The sequence below is a fragment of the Anaerosolibacter carboniphilus genome (assembly GCF_014205875.1).
Taxonomy (GTDB): Bacteria; Bacillota; Clostridia; order Peptostreptococcales; family Thermotaleaceae; genus Anaerosolibacter; species Anaerosolibacter carboniphilus.
The window spans coordinates 26550-45638 of sequence record NZ_JACHEN010000007.1; the positions used below are offsets into that span (position 1 = coordinate 26550).

General features: G+C 36.1%; 17 protein-coding genes. 15 read left to right on the forward strand and 2 right to left on the reverse strand.

All coding sequences use genetic code 11. The annotated features are described in order from the left end of the window. The 7 genes from folE (at position 1) to HNQ80_RS07020 (ending at position 7666) form a co-directional block, all read left to right on the forward strand. Positions 1-591: a GTP cyclohydrolase I FolE gene (folE, locus tag HNQ80_RS06990; RefSeq protein ID WP_184309561.1), complete on the forward strand. Its 591-nt coding sequence runs from the start codon at positions 1-3 to the stop codon at positions 589-591. A gap of 24 nt (positions 592-615) precedes the next feature. Next, positions 616-1275: a 7-cyano-7-deazaguanine synthase QueC gene (gene queC, locus HNQ80_RS06995; protein ID WP_184309563.1), complete on the forward strand. Its 660-nt coding sequence runs from the start codon at positions 616-618 to the stop codon at positions 1273-1275. 263 nt (positions 1276-1538) lie between these two features. Then, positions 1539-2084: a DinB family protein gene (locus tag HNQ80_RS07000; RefSeq protein ID WP_184309565.1), complete on the forward strand. Its 546-nt coding sequence runs from the start codon at positions 1539-1541 to the stop codon at positions 2082-2084. A gap of 342 nt (positions 2085-2426) precedes the next feature. Then, the gene (locus HNQ80_RS07005; protein ID WP_207726899.1) at positions 2427-3149 is read left to right on the forward strand and encodes a M15 family metallopeptidase; all 723 of its coding nucleotides are present in this window, start codon (positions 2427-2429) and stop codon (positions 3147-3149) included. A 634-nt stretch (positions 3150-3783) separates the two neighbouring features. Then, complete coding sequence (locus HNQ80_RS07010; RefSeq protein ID WP_184309569.1) at positions 3784-4662, forward strand: AraC family transcriptional regulator; 879 nt, start codon at positions 3784-3786, stop codon at positions 4660-4662. A gap of 421 nt (positions 4663-5083) precedes the next feature. Next, positions 5084-6217: a serine hydrolase domain-containing protein gene (locus HNQ80_RS07015; RefSeq protein WP_207726900.1), complete on the forward strand. Its 1134-nt coding sequence runs from the start codon at positions 5084-5086 to the stop codon at positions 6215-6217. A gap of 312 nt (positions 6218-6529) precedes the next feature. Beyond that, positions 6530-7666: an alpha/beta fold hydrolase gene (locus HNQ80_RS07020; RefSeq protein ID WP_243183027.1), complete on the forward strand. Its 1137-nt coding sequence runs from the start codon at positions 6530-6532 to the stop codon at positions 7664-7666. Positions 7667-7722: 56 nt separating this feature from the next. On the opposite strand, the gene HNQ80_RS07025 is transcribed toward HNQ80_RS07020, so the two are convergent. Together HNQ80_RS07025 and HNQ80_RS07030 are read right to left on the reverse strand one after the other, a co-directional pair. Further along, positions 7723-8613, reverse strand: coding sequence for a Cof-type HAD-IIB family hydrolase (locus HNQ80_RS07025; protein ID WP_184309573.1), 891 nt, complete (start codon positions 8611-8613; stop codon positions 7723-7725). Between the two features lie 79 nt (positions 8614-8692). Continuing rightward, the gene (locus HNQ80_RS07030) at positions 8693-9865 is read right to left on the reverse strand and encodes an MFS transporter (protein ID WP_184309575.1); all 1173 of its coding nucleotides are present in this window, start codon (positions 9863-9865) and stop codon (positions 8693-8695) included. Between the two features lie 208 nt (positions 9866-10073). Between HNQ80_RS07030 and HNQ80_RS07035 the strand changes: the two genes are divergently transcribed. The 8 genes from HNQ80_RS07035 (at position 10074) to HNQ80_RS07070 (ending at position 19076) form a co-directional block, all read left to right on the forward strand. After that, the gene (locus HNQ80_RS07035) at positions 10074-10853 is read left to right on the forward strand and encodes a DeoR/GlpR family DNA-binding transcription regulator (RefSeq protein WP_184309577.1); all 780 of its coding nucleotides are present in this window, start codon (positions 10074-10076) and stop codon (positions 10851-10853) included. Between the two features lie 679 nt (positions 10854-11532). Beyond that, positions 11533-13992, forward strand: a complete 2460-nt coding sequence (locus HNQ80_RS07040) for an ATP-binding cassette domain-containing protein (RefSeq protein WP_184309579.1) — start codon at positions 11533-11535, stop codon at positions 13990-13992. A 238-nt stretch (positions 13993-14230) separates the two neighbouring features. After that, positions 14231-15373 (forward strand): HD-GYP domain-containing protein, encoded by a 1143-nt coding sequence (locus HNQ80_RS26415; RefSeq protein WP_184309581.1) that lies wholly within the window; start codon positions 14231-14233, stop codon positions 15371-15373. Positions 15374-15555: 182 nt separating this feature from the next. After that, positions 15556-16518 (forward strand): Gfo/Idh/MocA family protein, encoded by a 963-nt coding sequence (locus HNQ80_RS07050; protein WP_184309583.1) that lies wholly within the window; start codon positions 15556-15558, stop codon positions 16516-16518. Positions 16519-16568: 50 nt separating this feature from the next. Then, positions 16569-17552, forward strand: a complete 984-nt coding sequence (locus HNQ80_RS07055) for a GNAT family N-acetyltransferase (RefSeq protein WP_184309585.1) — start codon at positions 16569-16571, stop codon at positions 17550-17552. A gap of 26 nt (positions 17553-17578) precedes the next feature. Next, positions 17579-17812: a WbqC family protein gene (locus HNQ80_RS07060; RefSeq protein WP_207726902.1), complete on the forward strand. Its 234-nt coding sequence runs from the start codon at positions 17579-17581 to the stop codon at positions 17810-17812. A 23-nt stretch (positions 17813-17835) separates the two neighbouring features. Beyond that, a complete protein-coding gene (locus HNQ80_RS26630; protein WP_408626306.1) occupies positions 17836-18123 on the forward strand; it encodes a WbqC family protein in 288 nt (95 codons plus the stop codon). After that, positions 18120-19076: a CgeB family protein gene (locus HNQ80_RS07070; protein ID WP_184309589.1), complete on the forward strand. Its 957-nt coding sequence runs from the start codon at positions 18120-18122 to the stop codon at positions 19074-19076. Before HNQ80_RS26630 ends, HNQ80_RS07070 begins: the two co-directional genes overlap by 4 nt. Positions 19077-19089: the final 13 nt, after the last annotated feature.

The window sequence follows — 19089 nt, forward strand, 5'->3', positions numbered from 1 at the left end:
ATGGCAATTGATATAAAAGCAATTGAAGAGCATATAAGAGGTATTTTATTAGCCCTAGGTGATAACCCTGACAGAGAAGGTCTAAAAGATACACCAGAACGTGTAGCTAAAATGTATGGAGAAGTATTTAAGGGAATGTGCTATACCAATGATGAAATTGCAGAAATGTTTAATACCACCTTTGAGGATGACTTAAATATAAATAATAATGCTAATGACATGGTCTTCATGAAAGATATAGAAGTATTTAGCCATTGTGAACATCACTTAGCATTGATGTACAATATGAAGGTAGCAATCGCATATGTACCGAATCGGAAGATTATCGGTTTAAGCAAAATAGCAAGAATAGCTGATATGGTAGGACGTAGGCTGCAGCTTCAAGAGAGAATTGGAAGTGATATAGCAGAAATCTTAAAAAAGATAACTGACTCAGAGGATGTAGCGGTTATTATCCAAGGTGAACATGGCTGTATGACCACTAGAGGAATAGAGAAGCCAGGTACTAAGACAATAACAACTACTTTAAGCGGGAGATTTAGCACGGATCCAATTTTAAATAATAAATTAATGATGCTTTATGCGAAGTAAGATTCTAAAGGGAAGGTGTAATAAATGAATAAGGAAAAAGCAGTAGTAGTATTTAGTGGTGGACAAGACAGCACAACTTGTTTGTTTTGGGCAAAGGAGAAATTTAAAGAGGTTATAGCAGTATCCTTTGATTATAACCAAAAGCATAAGATAGAATTAGAATGTGCAAAGGATATATGTAAAAAGCACAATGTAGAATATCATGTTCTAGATTTAAATTTATTAAATCAATTGGCACCAAATTCACTCACTAGACAAGACATAAGTGTTGATAAGGATGCACCTAAGGAAGGACCTCCTAATTCATTTGTTGATGGTAGAAACCTATTATTCTTAACCTTTGCTGCGATATTTGCAAAACAAAGAGGAATAAATGCGATTATAACCGGCGTATCACAAAGCGATTTTAGTGGATATCCAGACTGCAGGGATGTGTTTATAAAATCTTTAAATGTCACGCTAAACTTAGCTATGGATTATCAATTTGAGATTCTTACACCTTTAATGTGGATTAATAAAGCAGAGACCTGGAAAATGGCCTACGACTTAGGTGCTATTGATACTGTAAAAGAAGAAACCTTAACTTGCTACAATGGCATAAAGGGAAATGGCTGTGGAGAATGCCCAGCTTGTAAATTAAGAAAAAATGGATATTTAGAGTTTAAAAGACAATATTTGAAATAGTGTAAGTTCACCCGTAGCTTTCTGGGTTAACATTTATAGAAGCGTGTTTTTGTTCCCTCAGACTTAGGTTTGGGGGATTTTTACGTGGAAGGTTTAACCATTACGTAGAACCAGGGAAATAATTAAATAGCAGTATTTTTACGCAATTTTATATAAAACATTGACATTAAATAAACTTTTTAATAGAATGTTAGGTGTTATTCAAACAATGCAATCATATGTTTATATATAACAATCGATCATACTATTGGAGGAAAGTAACAATGAATGATAAAAATATCCAAAACTTAACGGACAGTATCCGAAACACACTAAATTTCCAGTTTCAGATCTCGTGGCAAATTCTTGAAATTCATCTTACCGACCTTAAAGACGAGGAGTATCTCTGGAGACCTGCTTTAAAGGGGCTTCATGTTTTTAATGAAGCAGGCGTCTGGCGCGCAGATTGGCCGGAATCAGAGGAATACGATATTGGACCGGCGAGTATAGCCTGGTTAACATGGCATGTCATATTTTGGTGGTCAATGGTTCTTGACCATTCATTTGGAAATGGAACTTTAAGTCGAGAGGATGTTACTTGTCTTGGCAATATAAAAGAAACGAGGGAAAGAATAAATCACCTGCGTGATGAATGGGAAACTGCAGTGGCTGAGCTGTCGGACCATGAACTTTTTTCTACTGAAAGAACAAGATGGCCGTTCACCGATAAACCGTTTCATGAGCTTGCGGCATGGTTGAACCTTGAACTTATGAAGAATGCTGCTGAAATAGGTTACTGTCGGTTCCTTTATGCCTCTCAAAAGGAATAATCAACGTTGCATGCGCAAACGCTTGTTTATAAGTACTGTTTTGATTGTTAAGCTTTACTAAGGTGTTGGATAAATAAATAGAAGTATTGTATATTCCCTCAGATGAATTCGTTGAGGGAATTTTTACTATAGAAGATTAAAGGTGATAATAGAACGGTTCAAGCGAGTAGGATGATTTATTTCTTTCTTAAGAAATTTATAAGAAATATAACGAGTTTTTCTTAAGAATTGTTTTTTATAATTAAACATAGAAAAATAAATCATTGGAAAGGGATAACCATGAGACAACAAAAGAAGTTAAGGAAAAAAAGGAAATTTTTTCGAATTTTCCTAAGGACCTTGATGATTTTAGGTGGAGTACTTGTTCTAGTAAACCATTTTGATACCGATGACTATGTAAAAAATCCTGAGCATATTCAGGTACTCGTGAATAGGGAGAATCAGCTTTCTCCTGATTATGTACCAGAAGATTTGGTCACCCCCCAAATACGATACACCTTCGACGAGGATTCCCCTAAGAGGAAAGTACGGAGGGAAGTGGCAGAGGCCTTAGAGGAAATGTTTACTGCAGCGGAACAGGAGGGAATCACCCTATATGCCACATCTGGCTATCGGTCCTATGAAAGACAAAAGCAGATATATCAAGAACGAGTCAGTGCCTTGGGTATCCAGGCTGCATCTGCATATGTGGCGCCACCTGGGTGTAGTGAACATCAAACGGGGTTAGCGATGGATATCGGCAATCAACTGACGGAGGAATTTGGAAACTCGAAAGAGGGAAAATGGCTTGAAAAGAATGCTTTCAAATATGGTTTTATCATTCGATATCCCAAAGGAAAGGAGCACATTACTGGAATCAGCTATGAGCCATGGCATATAAGATATGTAGGGGATGAAGCCGCAGTGGAAATAGCATCTCAGGGCATAACATTGGAAGAATTCGTAGGTGCTGATCCAGTCGGTCGTCACAGTGGGGATGTAAACCAGCGAATTTCTATTCAGATACAGCATTTTCTTGGAATGATCTTGAATAGATTTGCAACCTTTACAAGTGAAAATAATTAATGAAATACGTATTAGTAGGCTCGGAAAAAAGCATATGTTTTTTTGTTCTCTCACAATTTAAAAGTGTGAGGGAACTTTTTAATTGTGTAGATGAAACTCCCTTGTACATATCACTTTTCTTGACTCACAAAAAATATGAGATTATTGACAATTATTACATGTAATGATAAATTATCTAAAAGTTAAAAGGTATTACAATAAATCAAAGACGTAAAGTAAAAGTGAATATTGTCATGTAATAATTAGGACAAATGAGAGAAAGAATATTTTCCTAAAGTATACAATAAAAGGTAACGATCTCAAATATATTGCTTGGCTTTACAAGTTTACACAATTTAAGAGATATACAGGGCGTTTGTTTCAGCAAAGGAACTGAAAGATTTTTGCCATTTGGCGCGAAAGAATATGAAATAGTAGAAGCTCGAGAATTAGTTTTTACTAGCGGAGACATTGTTCAGACAAGAAAGTGGATTTGGCGTCAGAGCGAATTAGGTAAAATGAGAGTAGATACAAAAAATGTTTTCTTTCAGTTGGTTAGCATACTTCACATCATTTTCGACTAATGGCGGCACAAAAAATCGAGATGATTTGATGGGGTATGTAGTACCATTGAGTTGAAAGGAGAAGAGATAATATGCAATGGATTGAGCGCATTAATGACGTAATTAATTATATAGAAGAACATCTTGATAGAGAGATTTCTTATGATAAAATTGCAGAAATCTCAGTATGTTCTGTATATAATTTCCAGCGAATGTTTTCCTACATCGCGGACAAATCATTAAGTGAGTATATCAGAAACAGACGACTTACTCTGGCGGCCTTTGATATTTTGAACAGTGAAGATAATATCATTGATATTGCAATGAAATATGGATATACATCTCATGATTCTTTTACTAGAGCTTTTCAAAAGTTTCATGGTGTTCTTCCATCAAAAGTACGTACAGAGACAATAATGCTTAAATCTTGCCCTAAAATCTCCTTTCAAATAACAATCAAAGGAGAGGTGTATATGAATTACAAAATTGAGCAATGGCCAGCTTTTACTATTTCAGGAATAAGGAAAAGAATGAATACCGATGAAGCATTCCAAATTATCCCCCAGCTTTGGGAAACTGCAGGTAGTGATGGCACCATGCAGCGGTTATTTGAACTTTTGAGTCAAGCGGATATGCGCCCTGCAGGACTTCTGGGAGTTAGTGCTGGGGGACAATGGGGAAACTCAGAAGAAATGAATTATTATTTGGGTGTAACTACTCATGTGGATAGTCCTGATTGCGCAAAAGTTATTCCTCATGATTCTATGGATGAGTTATCATTGTCTAAAGCCACATGGGCAATATTCGAAGCAAATGGATCATTACCAGAAGCTGTCCAGAATATTTATAAAAAATTTTATACGGAGTGGCTACCCAATTCTGGCTATGATCTGGATGATTTACCTGTAATAGAATGTTATCTGCAGGATAATAAACAGGAAGTATGGATTGCAATAAAGCCAAGAGACTAATGACAAGTACGCGTTAAAAATAATTGAAGAATAGCGTCGGTATTTTGAAAATAAAATGCCGGCGTTTTTTCTATTCCTAAAAAGGGCGTTGGAATCATTGGATTTTTCTAATGGAAAACTCTGTGTCTGTAAATGTGAAATGATGACAAATCCAAATTCTTAAAAGATTGGCATTGGCGATTACAATTTTACCAAGAGGATATCCCCTTTTGCCATTATTTTTTTAGGAATTTTTTAATTTTATTAAACGAATTATACCTTACCAACGTAGTATTAATTGTTAGGGCAGTGCCTTATCTAATAAGCAATGGTGTCGTAATAATACAAGCTATTTTTAGGATAGCGTATTGTACATCATTCAAATTCAATAATAATATATTTCACAATATTTATATGGAAAGGAAAGGTTATAACTATGAAGATGAAATCAAAAATAATAGTAAGTACTATTACATTGGTAATGTTCGGTGTAGCTGGTGTTGCGCTGCTTTTTAACAATTCAAGTAAAGACCGTTTTGAAACTAGTCAAAACAATGATGCATCCATATCCTCCATGATTGAAACATATACAAAAGGCAAAAATGATGTTAAATTAACTATTGGCGTGTTGAAATCAGATAAGACAAACTATAAGGTATTTGGTGCTGATTCCAAAGAACTAGAGCCAGTTGAATACGAATATGAAATTGGCTCTATTTCAAAAACTTTTACTGCTGCCATGCTTTGTAAAGCGATTGCTGATGGACAGATAAATTTAGATGACTCCATATCAAAGTATCTGCCATTGGATACTGATACTTTTTGCCCAACTATTAAAAGTCTTGCAACTCATACGTCTGGATATGGGGAATACCCATTTGACTCTTCTACACTATCCAAAGAAGAACTGGAAATGATAGATAGTAAATTTTACGAAAAAAGACTTAATATATATCAGGGAATCAGTCGGGAAGAAATGCTAGATATGATAAAATCACATGTTTTGAAAGACAAAGCTTATGGTTGGGAGTATTCTAATTTTGGCATCGCAGTATTAGGTACAGTCCTTAGTGAAATATATGATACATCGTTTAAATTGCTAGCTGAAGATTTTATTAAGAATGACCTTGGTCTTACTGAAACTCGCCTTGGTAATGGTACAGGAAATCTGAGCAATTATTGGACATGGAATGATGATGATACATACTTTGCAGCTGGCGGAATGGTATCCACTGTAACCGATTTATTGAAATACGGCCGGATCCACTTAAATGATTCCCCTGGCTATCTCGCTTTGTCACATAGAACGTATCAAGCTTTTGAGAATGACGGATTCTCTATGGGACTAGGATGGATTATCGATCCTGAAACAGGTTACTTATGGCACAATGGTGGTACATCATCGTATAAAAGTTTTCTTGGTATCGACAAAGAGCATAAAACTGCTGTTGTGATATTGTCAAACTACCCTTCAAAAGATGATGAGAAAGATGAGGATGCTTTAGATATTTTAGGATATGCGTTACTTGATAGCTTAAGCAATAGCGATAGTGATGTATTTAATGTGTTGGAATAGTAGTGCAATGCATCATGCATGTAGAAGTAGTCGTAAAATTGAATAGAAAATGACCAAAAGCATCTATCAAATGGATAGGTGCTTTTGTAATGAGGTGATAATGGGCAGGATTAAATCGAAGAATAGATGGTTAATATATTAAAATGTATTTGATAAAATCTGTGTTTTAAGACGATCCGTTGCGAAATGGAAAAACGGAGCAACAGCGCAGGGTGTCAATAATTGTTTAGCTTTGGCAAAGTATGATAAATGAATGCATTTTGTAGAATCAGTTTATCAAGCTGAAGAATGCAAGGAGGAGTAGTGGAGAGAATGAGAAATAAAGAAGAAAGAGATATGGGACAAAAGGCGATAAAGGGGAAGAAAATTAAAGTGCTGAAAATACTTTTGCTTGTACTGTTTATAATCATTGTAGTTGCCGCAATCGCTCTTGGTATTTATGCTTATCGAAATATGCATTATGATGAAAAACCATTAAAAAGAACATATAATGCGGGTTATGAAGAAAAACAGGTAACTCTTGATGATGGAACCGTATTAAATTATGCTGAAGGACCAAATAATGGGCCGGCCCTTCTGTTAATACACGGCCAATCTATGGAATGGGAAGATTATTCCAGAGTTCTTCCAGGACTGGCTGAGTATTATCACGTATATGCAATTGATTGTCATGGACATGGAGAATCAAGTCATGATTCTTCAAAGTATACAGGTGTTGCAATGGGGCAGGATTTTGTCTGGTTTATTGAAAATGTCATTGGTGAATCATGCGTGATATCTGGCCATTCTTCTGGTGGTATTTTAGCAGCATGGATTGCAGCCAATGCACCAGAAGATGTGTTGGGGGTTGTTTTAGAGGATCCACCATTTTTTAGCGTAGAGCCAGAAGAAATGCAGAATACCTTTGTGTGGCTTGAAAGCTTTGAAATAGTACATAACTTTAGAAATCAAATAGATACGGATGATTATGTAGTGTACTATATGGAAAACAGTTATTTCTGGGGACTGTTTGGTGATTTGAGAAAACTTACTGCAGCGAGTACAAGGAAATATCGGGCACAACATCCGGGAGAGCCGTTGAAATTATGGTACATACCATATAGCTGGATTCATGGTACACTTTATTTGGATGACTTTGATACAGCGTTTGCAGAAACTTTTTATACAGGTGCATGGTTTGAAGGATTTGATCAGGAAGAAACTTTGTCCACTATAGACTGTCCTTCTGTATACATTAAGGCAGCCACATTATATGGTAAGGATGGAGTGCTTTATGCAGCTAACAGTGATGAAGATGCAGAAAAGGTTCATAGCCTGATTGAAGGAAATGAAATGATAACGATAAAATCCGGACATGATATTCATTTTGAGCATCCAGATGAATTTATTCAGATTATGGTAGATTTTTTGAATAGAATAAAAAGAAATAGCTTGATATCAAGGCGTTAGAGAATAACTAAGGACAGGAATCTCTCCTGTCCTTTAAATCGCCGTCACGCCGAAAGTTACGCCAGCGATATATTAGAAAATTGTATTTGATGTAGAATGTCTTTATTGATGATCTGATTAACGATATAGGCGACACCGTTTTCATCATTGGTAAGTGTAACAGTATCACACAATGCTTTTATGTCGTTATGTGCATTCCCCATGGCCACGCTAAGGTTTGCCTTTTCAAACATCGATATGTCGTTATAGCTGTCGCCTATGGCCACCGTATGATCAAGGGATATATTCAGCATCCTTGATAGTTTCTCCAATGCATTTCCCTTTGAAGTTAGCTTATTAGCTAATTCAAAGTTGTTGTTTGCTGAAGAAATCATGGATAAATGCTCCATCTGGGCAAAGTGCTTCATGCCATCTCTCAGTCTCTCTTCATCAAAGGTTAGGGCAAACACACTATAAAATTTCTCTTCGGCATCTAGAATAGCTTCGTTATTTTCCAAAAGTTTGTGACCATTTTGACCAAACTGAATGGCTATTGCAGTCTGAATCATTTCAAACTTAAGATTGTCAGTGCAATCTTTAGCTTCCTCTTCTAATGCATTCTTTCTGTTATAGGTTGAATAAATTCCCCGTTCTGCAAATATTTCATAATAAAAATTCTGTTCCTCCAACTCCGTAATGATTCTCTGTACATCTTTCTTTTCCATAGTAATAGAAGAAATTTGCTCTCCATCTTTCGTATGAATCAATGCGCCATTATCACTAATGATGTGAAGGTTTAACCCAGCTTTTTCGCAGATTTTTTTGGCGTCAAAGTAAGCCCTACCTGTGGCGATGACGACTTCTATTCCCATACTTTGTGCCTTTTTAATAGCCTGAATATTCTCTTCGCTAATTTCCTTCCAGTGATTTAATAATGTTCCATCCATATCTACCGCTATTAGTTTCATTAAACTCCTCCATTTCCGCTTAGCAGCTTTATGTCTTCTATGAAAATTGATAATTTCCTATTTTTTAGCTGTTCCAAAACTATGAATAGCGCATCTTCATTTTTGAGCAGTATAAAAAGTGATAAATTACACTGAATAGAAGGGCAATAAGGCATAGCCCTCCTTGGGCCAGCAGCATATTCTTTATCCCGATGCTATCCGCCAACCACCCGGATAAGATCGTGGCAAAAATCCCACCCAATCCTGAATAAATGCCCATTGCTACCATTTGTGATGTCGTTTTCAAATTAGGTGGGGTTACCTCATCAATGAGATATTTAGAAGTAAAAACAATAATGGAAAATGTGACAATTTGTAGTGCACCCGACAGAATCAGGGTAAAGATGGTTTTATTATATGCAATCAAAATCATCCTGATCGTCAATGCAAATGCAGCAAAAATTAGCAGGTGGCTTAGTCTAAACTTATTCATCAATAACCTAGCATAAAACAATATAGGGATTTCACTGGCTGCTGCTACAAAAAGATACAGACCCACATGAAACTTTGTTCCTCCATAGCTGTTGATAATGATTGGCGCAAACATATTTATAACCTGCAATGATGCAAACAGTAAAAAATAAATAAGTAGAAGCTGCACATACTGTTTATTTGAAAACAGAACCTTTATGTCTTGTAGTCTGACAGGATCAGGAGAGGTATTTTCTACTTGTTTCCCATCCTGCATCTTTCGAACCATCAGATACAATAATACTGCAAATACAATGTATAGAATATAAATCATATGCCATCCCGTTTGGTCAATAATCTTTCCTACGACAACGGCAGAAATTCCCCATCCCGCGGAGCCCAGCGCTCGTACAGCGCCAAAGTTCGATTTTGTCTGTGCACTGCTTTCTAAAACCCAGCTGTCACTTAAAGCCATTACTGAAGATTGAAAGAAGCCGATGATGGAAATGAGCATTATCATATACAGCATGTTTTGGGACTGAAAAAATAAGACAACACTAATACAAAGCAATATCATCCATAGAATAAATATGTTTTTGATCGTTCCTTTGACATCACATAAATATCCTGTGAAAAACTGACCTATTACACCGGAAAAAATCATCAGTGAAATGATCATACCTATCTGTGTATTGCTGATCTTGAGACTGTTGAGATAAGGAACGATAAAGGCCCAGAAAATCGCCACTGTGAAGTAGAAAAAGAAATACATCCTTTTAAATTGTCTTAAACCCTGATCCATGCATGCACCATCTTTCCATGAAATTTACATACTTATATTTTCAAAATGACTTCATATGAAATCATATACATAATCAATAGAAGATTGTATAATAATTATAACACGGTTATCGGAAATATCAAGCATATTCATGCAAAAACTTTAACATTCATTAATATTTCGGAATAACTTAGAATCTTCTTTTACTACCAAGGAGGTATACACAAAGATGTTTACAGAAGAGCGTCATAAAAAAATCTTGGAGATGCTTAAGAAAAATGAACGGGTCGAAGTTCTTTCATTAAGTGAGTTGTTCCAAGTATCTCAAGACACTATACGTAGAGATTTGCGCATCATGGAGAAGAAAGGAGTATTATCCAGAACCCACGGTGGCGCTATCCTACCCAATAAAGCAGTAGCATTAGCATCATATGCCACAAGAACAAATCTGCACAAAAAGGAAAAATGTGAAATCGCCCAGTTGGCAGCCACATTCATTGAAGATGGTGACGCCATATTGCTAGATGGCTCTACCACAGTATCCAGATTAGTACCATTTTTATACGAATTCAAAAATCTGACGATTATTACAAATGCTATCAGCATTGCCCATGATATTACGCAAACACCTAGCGATATGAAGTTGTTTATCATTGGTGGATTGGTGCATCAACCAAGTTCCAATACCATAAGTTATGAAGCTATACAAACTCTTCAAAAACTACATGTTGATAAAGCCTTTATTGGTACATGTACGTTATCTCCTACGAAAGGATTCGGAACTACTTTAATTGAGGAAGCCCCTGTCAAGGAGGCCATGATCAAAGCAGCCGGAAAAGTATTCTTCATGGCAGACAGCAGTAAGTTCTTGGAAGAATCCTTGGTTACTGTGGCTCCTGTTGAATCCAATCACATTATACTCACCGACTCAGGGTTTAGTCAGGATATGGCCCACAAGTTTCAGCCTTTATTAGAAAAAGGGTTAAAAATCTATGCAGGTAAACGCTAACACAGGAATATCTCACTAATGGCTGAGACGGGTTCGAAACCACTGAAAAAGTTTCAATTAGAGGAAAATCTTCGAGCCTGTCATTCTGAGTGCAGCGAAGAATCTAGTATTTAAAGGCTTTAGAGATTCTTCATTTCACTACGTTTCATTCAGAATGACAAAATTCTAGATTTTTTCAGTGGTTTCGGGCGGGTTCTGTGACATGATAATATTTTAAGAGATTTTTGTATATGCTAACTGCAACACACTAGGCATGGGGAGACAGTCGTAAGGATAGAAAAGAGATAGTCTTGTATCAAAGGCGTTAAAGGTTTTAAGTGAAAATTAAAATATGTTTAATGTTCCCTCAGACAGATGGTTTGAGGGAATTTTGCTTTTGAGGGTTGCACCTTTATGCAGAGCTAAGAGGTACTGCATTAAGGAATAGGTTTTGCATCGTTGAAGAATATTTACTTTTGAAGTATTTTGGTCGAATTCTCATTTTACGCCCTCCAAGATCATGATTAAACATTATACTATTGGTTTAAACTTTATTTTAAGAAGGGTCTAATAATAGAGGTAATGGCTATAAAAAGTTTTCTAAATGCATCAATGTTATATAATTAAATTAGGCTCAGCACTAAATATAACTAATCCTGAATAAAAACATCTAATTTAGATATAGAAATGAGGTAGTGAAGTGGACAACATTATTATTAAAGGTGCTAAAGAAGGAAACTTGAAAGATATCTCATTAGAGATACCCAGAAACAAACTTGTCGTTCTTACTGGCGTATCTGGTTCTGGAAAATCCACATTAGCCATTGATACTATTTTTAAGGAGTGTCAAAGACAGTATCTAGAGGCTATGGGGCTTCAAGGGATTAATAAGCCCAAAATTGATTCAATCAGTAATGTATCACCTTCTATTATCATTACGCAAAATGAATATAATAAAAATCCACGTTCATCCGTTGGTACAGTAACTGACATTTATACAGATCTAAGGATGATTTATGAAAAACTAAGTAAAAGAATTTGTCCCAATTGTAATAGAGAAATAATATCTTCTGAATGTAAAGAAGAGGTAGAGAAATTCAAAGATAATTTTAAAGTATATATGTATTGTAATCATTGTAATTACAAAATGGAAAAACCGACCAGAACACATTTTTCTTATAATACTAGGGAAGGCGCCTGCAAGACATGTCAAGGATTCGGAAAGGTTTTAAAACTAAATAAGAACAATATAGTCCATGAACATTTATCACTGGAAGATGGGGCAATCGACTTCTGGGAACAAAAATATAAGGATTATCAAATCTCTGCATTATACAATGCTTTTAAACATTTTGACATTCCAGTTGAGCCCGACACTCCAGTTATAGATTTTAGCAAAGGTCAAAAAGCAATACTTCTTTATGGGGTTGAAAGCGAAGAAGTCAAGAACATGTTTCCAGACATTCTTCCTCCGAAAACCGTGGCTGAGGGCAGAATAGAGGGTATATTCCCTGTACTTTGGAGGAGATTATCAGAAAAAGAGGGCGCTTCAAAGCAACTGGATGCTTATTTTGACTCAGCTATTTGTCAGGATTGTAAGGGGGAGCGGCTAAATGAGTTAAGCCGCAGTGTAACTGTGATGGACACAAGGCTTCCGGAGTTAGTTTTCTTATCCCTGGAGGAATTATCTCAATGGTTGCTAAAGCTTGAAAGCTTTGTGAGTGGCACCAATAAACTTATGGTAGAACCCTATTTAATAGATTTGAAAACAAAAATTCAAAGAATCGTTAACGTCGGACTGGGTTATCTTTCTCTTGATAGACAAACCATGACTTTATCCGGCGGTGAGGCACAAAGAATAAAACTAGCGGCAACTTTGGATTCTAATCTAACCGGGATTATCTATATAATGGACGAACCAACAATCGGGCTTCATCCAAAAGATACGAATGGAATTATAAAGATACTAAAAGAATTAAGGAATCTGGGAAACACGGTTATCGTCATTGAACATGACATAGATGTCATGCAAGAGGCTGACTATATAATAGATATTGGCCCTGGCTCCGGTAAATATGGTGGAGAAATCATTGGAAAAGGGTCTTTAGAAGAACTCAAGGGACAAGATACTTCTGTAACAGGATCCTATTTGAAGAGAAAAATACAAAATCGTAAAGCGTTTCGAAAAGGGACAGGGGACATGATAGAAGTAAAAAATGCAAATTTATATAACTTGAAAAATGTTAATGTTAGCTTTCCTATTGGCTGCTTGATCAGTGTTACTGGAGTTTCTGGTTCTGGAAAATCAACATTGGTATTTGAGGTAGTATCAAAATCAAATATAAAAAATCAAACGGATTGTAATAAAGTAGCAGGAACAGAAGTTTTTGATCAGATCGTCACAGTCGAACAATCTCCGCTCACCAGAATGAAGCGCTCCAATGTGGCAACCTATTCTGAAGTTTATTCTGAAATAAGAAAAATTTTCGCTGGACTAAAGGATGCTAGAGATAAAGGGTTAACCATTAAGCACTTTTCATTCAATACGAAAGGAGGACGTTGTGAGAATTGTGAAGGACTTGGATATGTTACAAGCAATATGTTATTTTTTAAGAATTTAGAAGTGCCTTGTCCGGTTTGCAATGGAAACCAATTTAATGATATGGTGCTATCTGTAAAATATAAAGGATATTCTATTAAAGATGTTCTAGGAATGTCTGTTGAAGATGCGTTGCGTATATTTAATAATCATTCCAAAATTATTAAGATTTTAAGGTTGCTTGAAGATGTAGGATTAGGCTATCTGGAACTTGGACAAACATTGACTACCCTATCTGGCGGTGAAGGTCAACGATTAAAGCTGGCGAAAGAGTTAATCAATAACGAGGGCAAGAATAATCTTTATCTTATCGATGAACCCACAACAGGATTGCATCCAATTGATGTAGAAAACTTTCTTATACTTCTGAATCAAATAGTAGATTCAGGAAGTACAGTCATTGTTGTAGAACATAATCAACAAATCATTAAAGCTTCCGATTGGATAATAGACCTTGGACCAGAAGGTGGAATCAATGGAGGAAATGTAATTGCCGTAGGTACTCCTGATGAGATAATATCCGATGAAAATTCTGTAACAGGAAAATTCTTATGCATATAGAATTACTGATCATGGTTATTCAGGATAACCAAAGGCATCTATCAAATCAATAGATGCCTTTTGAAATAAGAGGGCAATTATCATAGAAAATTTTTGTAAGCTGGTATTATTTCTTAAAGACGAACCAGTTGCTTTGTAAATATTTAGATATTATACTTGATTATATATATTTGTTAGTAAATTTATTGTAAAATTCATTTAATGCTTTAGAAATTAATTATCTAAGGATGTGACTATAGTGGATTCTATCAAAAATAATGGGTTGCATAGTCAGACTGAACATACAACTATTCATGAAGAGTTGTTAGCCACTAAAATTTCTATAATTGCGAATGCTTTTGTAAATACGAATAATTTGAGCAAGAATGATTTCTTCAGTCGTGTTTTTGAAACTGCATTTATTCTAATACCAGAGGCGCAAAAGGGTTCCTTTTATGAGCTTGAAGGTGAAATTTTTAGACCTATCTTTTGTAAAGGGTATGACTTTGGTTTGCTTAGTCAATTGGCATTTAGCAAGGATGAAGCCTTTATTGATTTTGAAAGCAGTCCTAATCAAATGATTGATGCTTATCAAGTAAATATAAAAAAACGGGACGATGCGCTGTTCTCTGAGAATCAAATTGATATATTTAAACAACTTGGAACTTATTCAGATTTTGCGTCATTATATGCACCAATAAAGTTCGATGAATTAAAAATTGGGTTATTATGCATTGAAAACTTTGACGAGAAGATGTTCTCGGAAACCTCAAGGCTGGTTTTAAAAATTTTTGCTCAACTAATCTCAAACTTTTATTCTCTTAAGGTTCACCAAGAGCGTGAAAATAAGAGATACAAAGAAATCATAAATGCATTGGTATCCGCCATAGAAGTAAAAGACGTATACACAGAAGGGCACGCAAAAAGGGTTTCTGATATAAGCTTGAAGTTGGCAAAGGCAATGAATATTCCCGCGAATAGACTCAAAATAATTGAAACTGCTGCGATTTTGCATGACATCGGTAAAATTGGCACTCCGACAGAAATACTTAATAAGAAATCAAACTTAACGAAAGATGAATATGAAATTGTAAAGAGACATCCGTTAGATGCAAAGAAAATACTCGGAAAAATTGAAGGTTTTGAAGAAATTGTAAATTTAACGTATATGCATCATGAACATTATGATGGCTCTGGTTATCCAGAAGGTCTGTCAGGTGATGAGATTCCAATCGAAGCTCAAATTATTCAAGCAGCTGATGCATTTGACGCAATGACCTCAAAAAGAGCCTATAGAGATGCGATGAGTATTGAGACAGTAATGAATATATTTAGAGAGGAAAGAGGGAAACAATTTAATCCTGCAGTAACAGATACAATGCTTCGTTTATTTACTGAGTAGATTAATAATTTTACATACAATATATATCATACAAGGGAGTTAAAAGCAAAGCTTTATTCAAATAAAGTTTTGCTTTTAATTTTTTGAAAAGAATGTAATTATCACCTTTTTCTGGCTGGCAAATATACTATTATATGGTGCTATCGCATATAATCTAATATATTATTTGAAAGGAAATTACAATGATTAAGCTTGCTTTGATAGGCTGCGGAAAATGGGGTAAACACTATCTAAAAACCCTAACTTCAATAGAAGGCTGTGAATTAAAGTGGGTCTGTGACCTTGACCTTCGAAAACTAAAGGAAGCTGTTTCTGCTTACCCTCAAATCAAATACACCGAGAATAAAGCTGATATATTAAATGACGGTACGGTGCAGGGTGTTGTTATTGCCACAACACCTGAAAGTCACTATATGTTAGCAAAAGAATTCATCAGCAAAGGAAAAGCAGTTCTTGTAGAAAAACCTGTGACGATGAATCGGAAAGACAGTATTGATTTGACTCATTTGGCAGCTGCTCAAAATACTATATTAATGGCCGGCTACACATTGATTTATCACCCTGCTGTTAAAACGATAAAAAGATTTCTGGAAGAAAATGATAATATAGATAATCTATGTTACTTAAACATGTCCAGAACCAATTCTTCGTCTCAGTGCTCTGGCGTAGATGTTCTTCATGATCTAGCAGTTCATGATATATATCTTTCTCGCCATTTGATCGGCGAAGATCCTATCTGGGTAATTGCTCAGGGAGGAAGTTATCCAAAAAGTGCCGATAACAACGTTGCTTACATTCTACTTGGTTTTCCTAATGGTAAAATTGCTTCTATTTTTGCAAGTTTTATTCACACTGAAAAAACGAGGAAGATTACATTGGTTACATCAAAAGCAAAATTAGTTTTTGATGATGTACAGCCAGCTGATAAAAAAATTCAACTTCTCATTAACGGAGATAATAATCATGCTTTAAAAATTGAAGAGAATTTAGAACCCTTAAAACTTGAGTGTCTTCACTTCATTGAATGTATCAATGAAAACAAGGAGCCCCATAGTGGTAGAGAGAATATTCATTTTGTGGCGAAAATTACTGATTGTATTTCAGATTCCCTTGCAAAAGGCGGAGAAAAAGTTATGATCCGTTGATGGAATAATGATTAATGATAAATATTATAATTAGGGTAAGAGTGATAAGAATGACGATGGTAGTGAAAAGATATATAGAAGCCTATGAAAATGAATGGAATGATTTTGTTGTTTCTTCTGTGAATGGTACCTTCATGCAGGAGAGAAAGTTTTTGAATTATCATCCTGTAGACAGATTTATGGACCATTCTTTAATTTTTATGGAAAATGAGCGGATTATTGCCGTCCTTCCTGCTGCTCAAATGCAACAAGCAGACAAAAGTACTGCATTAATATCTCATCCGGGCGCTTCTCACGGAGGACTTATGATTCAACCCACCCTAAGCACTAGGAAATGTTTAGAGCTAGTTAGAGTTTTTGTTGAATATTGTGGTAACGTTGGTTTTGATTATATACGGCTAAAACCTGTCCCGAGGATTTACCATAGGGAGTTGGCAGATCAGCTTGACTTTGCATTAAGATTTTCGGGATTTAAGATTGAGTATACAGAATTGGCGACGGCCCTCGAACTGAATAAAGGCGAGGAACCTTTTTTAAAGAGAGTAATGAGTTCCACAGCTTTTCGAAACTATAAAAAGGCATTGAAAAGTGGGTTATCCGTTGTTGAGGATGCAGATATACATGATTTTTGGCCTATATTAGAAAATAAATTGAAACAAAATCATCATGCAAAGCCCACCCATTCCCTTGCGGAGATAAAGCACCTTAAAGCCCTTTACCCTGACAAAATTAAATTCTTTGCAGCCTATAAAGGGGAAATACCAACAGGGGGTGTTTTAGTGTTTTTACTGAACGAAAGAGTTATGAACTGTTTTTATATTGCTCACGACGACCATTACCAGCACATGCGACCGCTAAACCTTATTTTTGGTTATCTAATGGAGTGGGGACGAAAAAACGGTTTTTTTTATTTGGATTGGGGTATTTCCACTGAAGAAAAAGGGAGAAAGGTAAATACTGAATTATTCCGATTCAAAGAAGGCTATGGAGGCCATGGGGTATTACGAGAAAGCTATTTATATGCATTAAAATAGAACGGATTGTTAGATGAGGTATGACGATGAAATTAGCTGTGCACCAGCCTAATTATCTTCCCTGGCCTGGGTATTTTAGTAAGATAGCCCAGTGTGATATTTTTGTAATTTTAGATATGGTTCAGTTTCCAAGGGGTTCTTCGGTGGCGAACAGGAATCTTATCAAAACTCCTGATGGCCCTCAAATACTCACTGTACCAGTTAAACGTAAGGGCTTAAGTCTACAGCGATATGATGATGTTCTTGTTGTACCTGGCTGAAATTCGAAACAAAGCTTGTTTTTCTGTCATCCTTACCTCAATTTGCTGACCTTCACAAAAATGAATTGATCATCGCTCTCTGCCATCATTTTTCCGTTGATTGTTACTTATCTGGTAGTGGCGGTAAGATATATAATCAACCTGAAATTTTTGAAAAACACGGTCTTGCATTGGAATATCTAAACTATCAGCCCATAACGTATCCTCAACTTTGGGGAGGCGTTATTCCGAATCTTTCTATCATGGATGTGTTGTTTAATTGTGGTACGGAGTACACACGCAGTCTTTTAGTAAAAGGGGGGGAGATATGACTAGAATACTGTTTTTTGCCCGCAGCTCCAAATACACGTTGGGATTGCCTCAGGGCTTCAGAGAGCTAAATTGCCCTGTTTTTGTTCTCAGGGATTTAAGTAGAGATTCTATAAAAGAAGCTGTTGACCACTTTAGGCCGGATCTTTTCATAACAACAGGGTGGGCATATCGTCGACATAAACGAAAATATATAGACCAACTAGTTGAGAAAGTGGCAAAACATAGGATAAAACATGTTTATTGGGCAACCGAAGACCCAAGATGGACGGAAGAGTGTTCTTTCGAGTGTATTAAAATTTTCAACCCAGATGCAATCTTAACGATACATCCAGAGAGTGTAAGTATATACCAGAGGCTAGGATTCCCGGCTGGACACCTGGATTTTGGATGCAATCCAGAATTTAACAAGTATGAGCCTCCCAGCAGCAAATATGCTTATGATGTGGCCTTAGTCGGAAATGGCGGCAAAGAGTGGAAATCCTACCGAAAGGATAGTGTTCAGACATTGCTGAGGCCCTTGGTTGAAAGAGGACATAACATTGCAATTTGGGGTAAGCGGTGGGACCGTTTTAACGAGGACTTAATGGGCTTTAAGATACCAAAGCATATACTTAAGGGTGAGCTGCCTTATGAGGAGACAAATAAGGTTTATAATTCAGCCAAAATCATCATAGGCTTGCAGAATGATCAAGATATGTTGACTTCCCGGACTTTTGAGGTGCTGGGTTCAGGAGGTTTTTTGCTGACAATGCCAACACGAGCCGTAAAAAATTTGTTTATAAATAATGCACACCTAGTATGTTCATCCTCACCTGAAGACACAGTCAATCTTGTAGATTATTATCTGAAAGATGGCAAAGCACGTCAAGAGGTGGCACAAAATGGTCAACGGGAGGTTTGCATAAATCACACATATAAGGAACGTGCTAAGCAGATCTTGAAATTTTTATAGCTAGAAAGGGAAT

What these genes read in the sequence shown, in the direction of transcription:
- folE (WP_184309561.1), top strand. Translation starts at nt 1, where the DNA reads ATGGCAATTGATATAAAAGCAATTGAAGAGCATATAAGAGGTATTTTA.
- queC (WP_184309563.1), top strand. Translation starts at nt 616, where the DNA reads ATGAATAAGGAAAAAGCAGTAGTAGTATTTAGTGGTGGACAAGACAGC.
- HNQ80_RS07000 (WP_184309565.1), top strand. Translation starts at nt 1,539, where the DNA reads ATGAATGATAAAAATATCCAAAACTTAACGGACAGTATCCGAAACACA.
- HNQ80_RS07005 (WP_207726899.1), top strand. Translation starts at nt 2,427, where the DNA reads ATGATTTTAGGTGGAGTACTTGTTCTAGTAAACCATTTTGATACCGAT.
- HNQ80_RS07010 (WP_184309569.1), top strand. Translation starts at nt 3,784, where the DNA reads ATGCAATGGATTGAGCGCATTAATGACGTAATTAATTATATAGAAGAA.
- HNQ80_RS07015 (WP_207726900.1), top strand. Translation starts at nt 5,084, where the DNA reads ATGAAATCAAAAATAATAGTAAGTACTATTACATTGGTAATGTTCGGT.
- HNQ80_RS07020 (WP_243183027.1), top strand. Translation starts at nt 6,530, where the DNA reads ATGAGAAATAAAGAAGAAAGAGATATGGGACAAAAGGCGATAAAGGGG.
- HNQ80_RS07025 (WP_184309573.1), bottom strand. Translation starts at nt 8,613, where the DNA reads ATGAAACTAATAGCGGTAGATATGGATGGAACATTATTAAATCACTGG.
- HNQ80_RS07030 (WP_184309575.1), bottom strand. Translation starts at nt 9,865, where the DNA reads ATGGATCAGGGTTTAAGACAATTTAAAAGGATGTATTTCTTTTTCTAC.
- HNQ80_RS07035 (WP_184309577.1), top strand. Translation starts at nt 10,074, where the DNA reads ATGTTTACAGAAGAGCGTCATAAAAAAATCTTGGAGATGCTTAAGAAA.
- HNQ80_RS07050 (WP_184309583.1), top strand. Translation starts at nt 15,556, where the DNA reads ATGATTAAGCTTGCTTTGATAGGCTGCGGAAAATGGGGTAAACACTAT.
- HNQ80_RS07055 (WP_184309585.1), top strand. Translation starts at nt 16,569, where the DNA reads ATGACGATGGTAGTGAAAAGATATATAGAAGCCTATGAAAATGAATGG.
- HNQ80_RS07060 (WP_207726902.1), top strand. Translation starts at nt 17,579, where the DNA reads ATGAAATTAGCTGTGCACCAGCCTAATTATCTTCCCTGGCCTGGGTAT.
- HNQ80_RS07070 (WP_184309589.1), top strand. Translation starts at nt 18,120, where the DNA reads ATGACTAGAATACTGTTTTTTGCCCGCAGCTCCAAATACACGTTGGGA.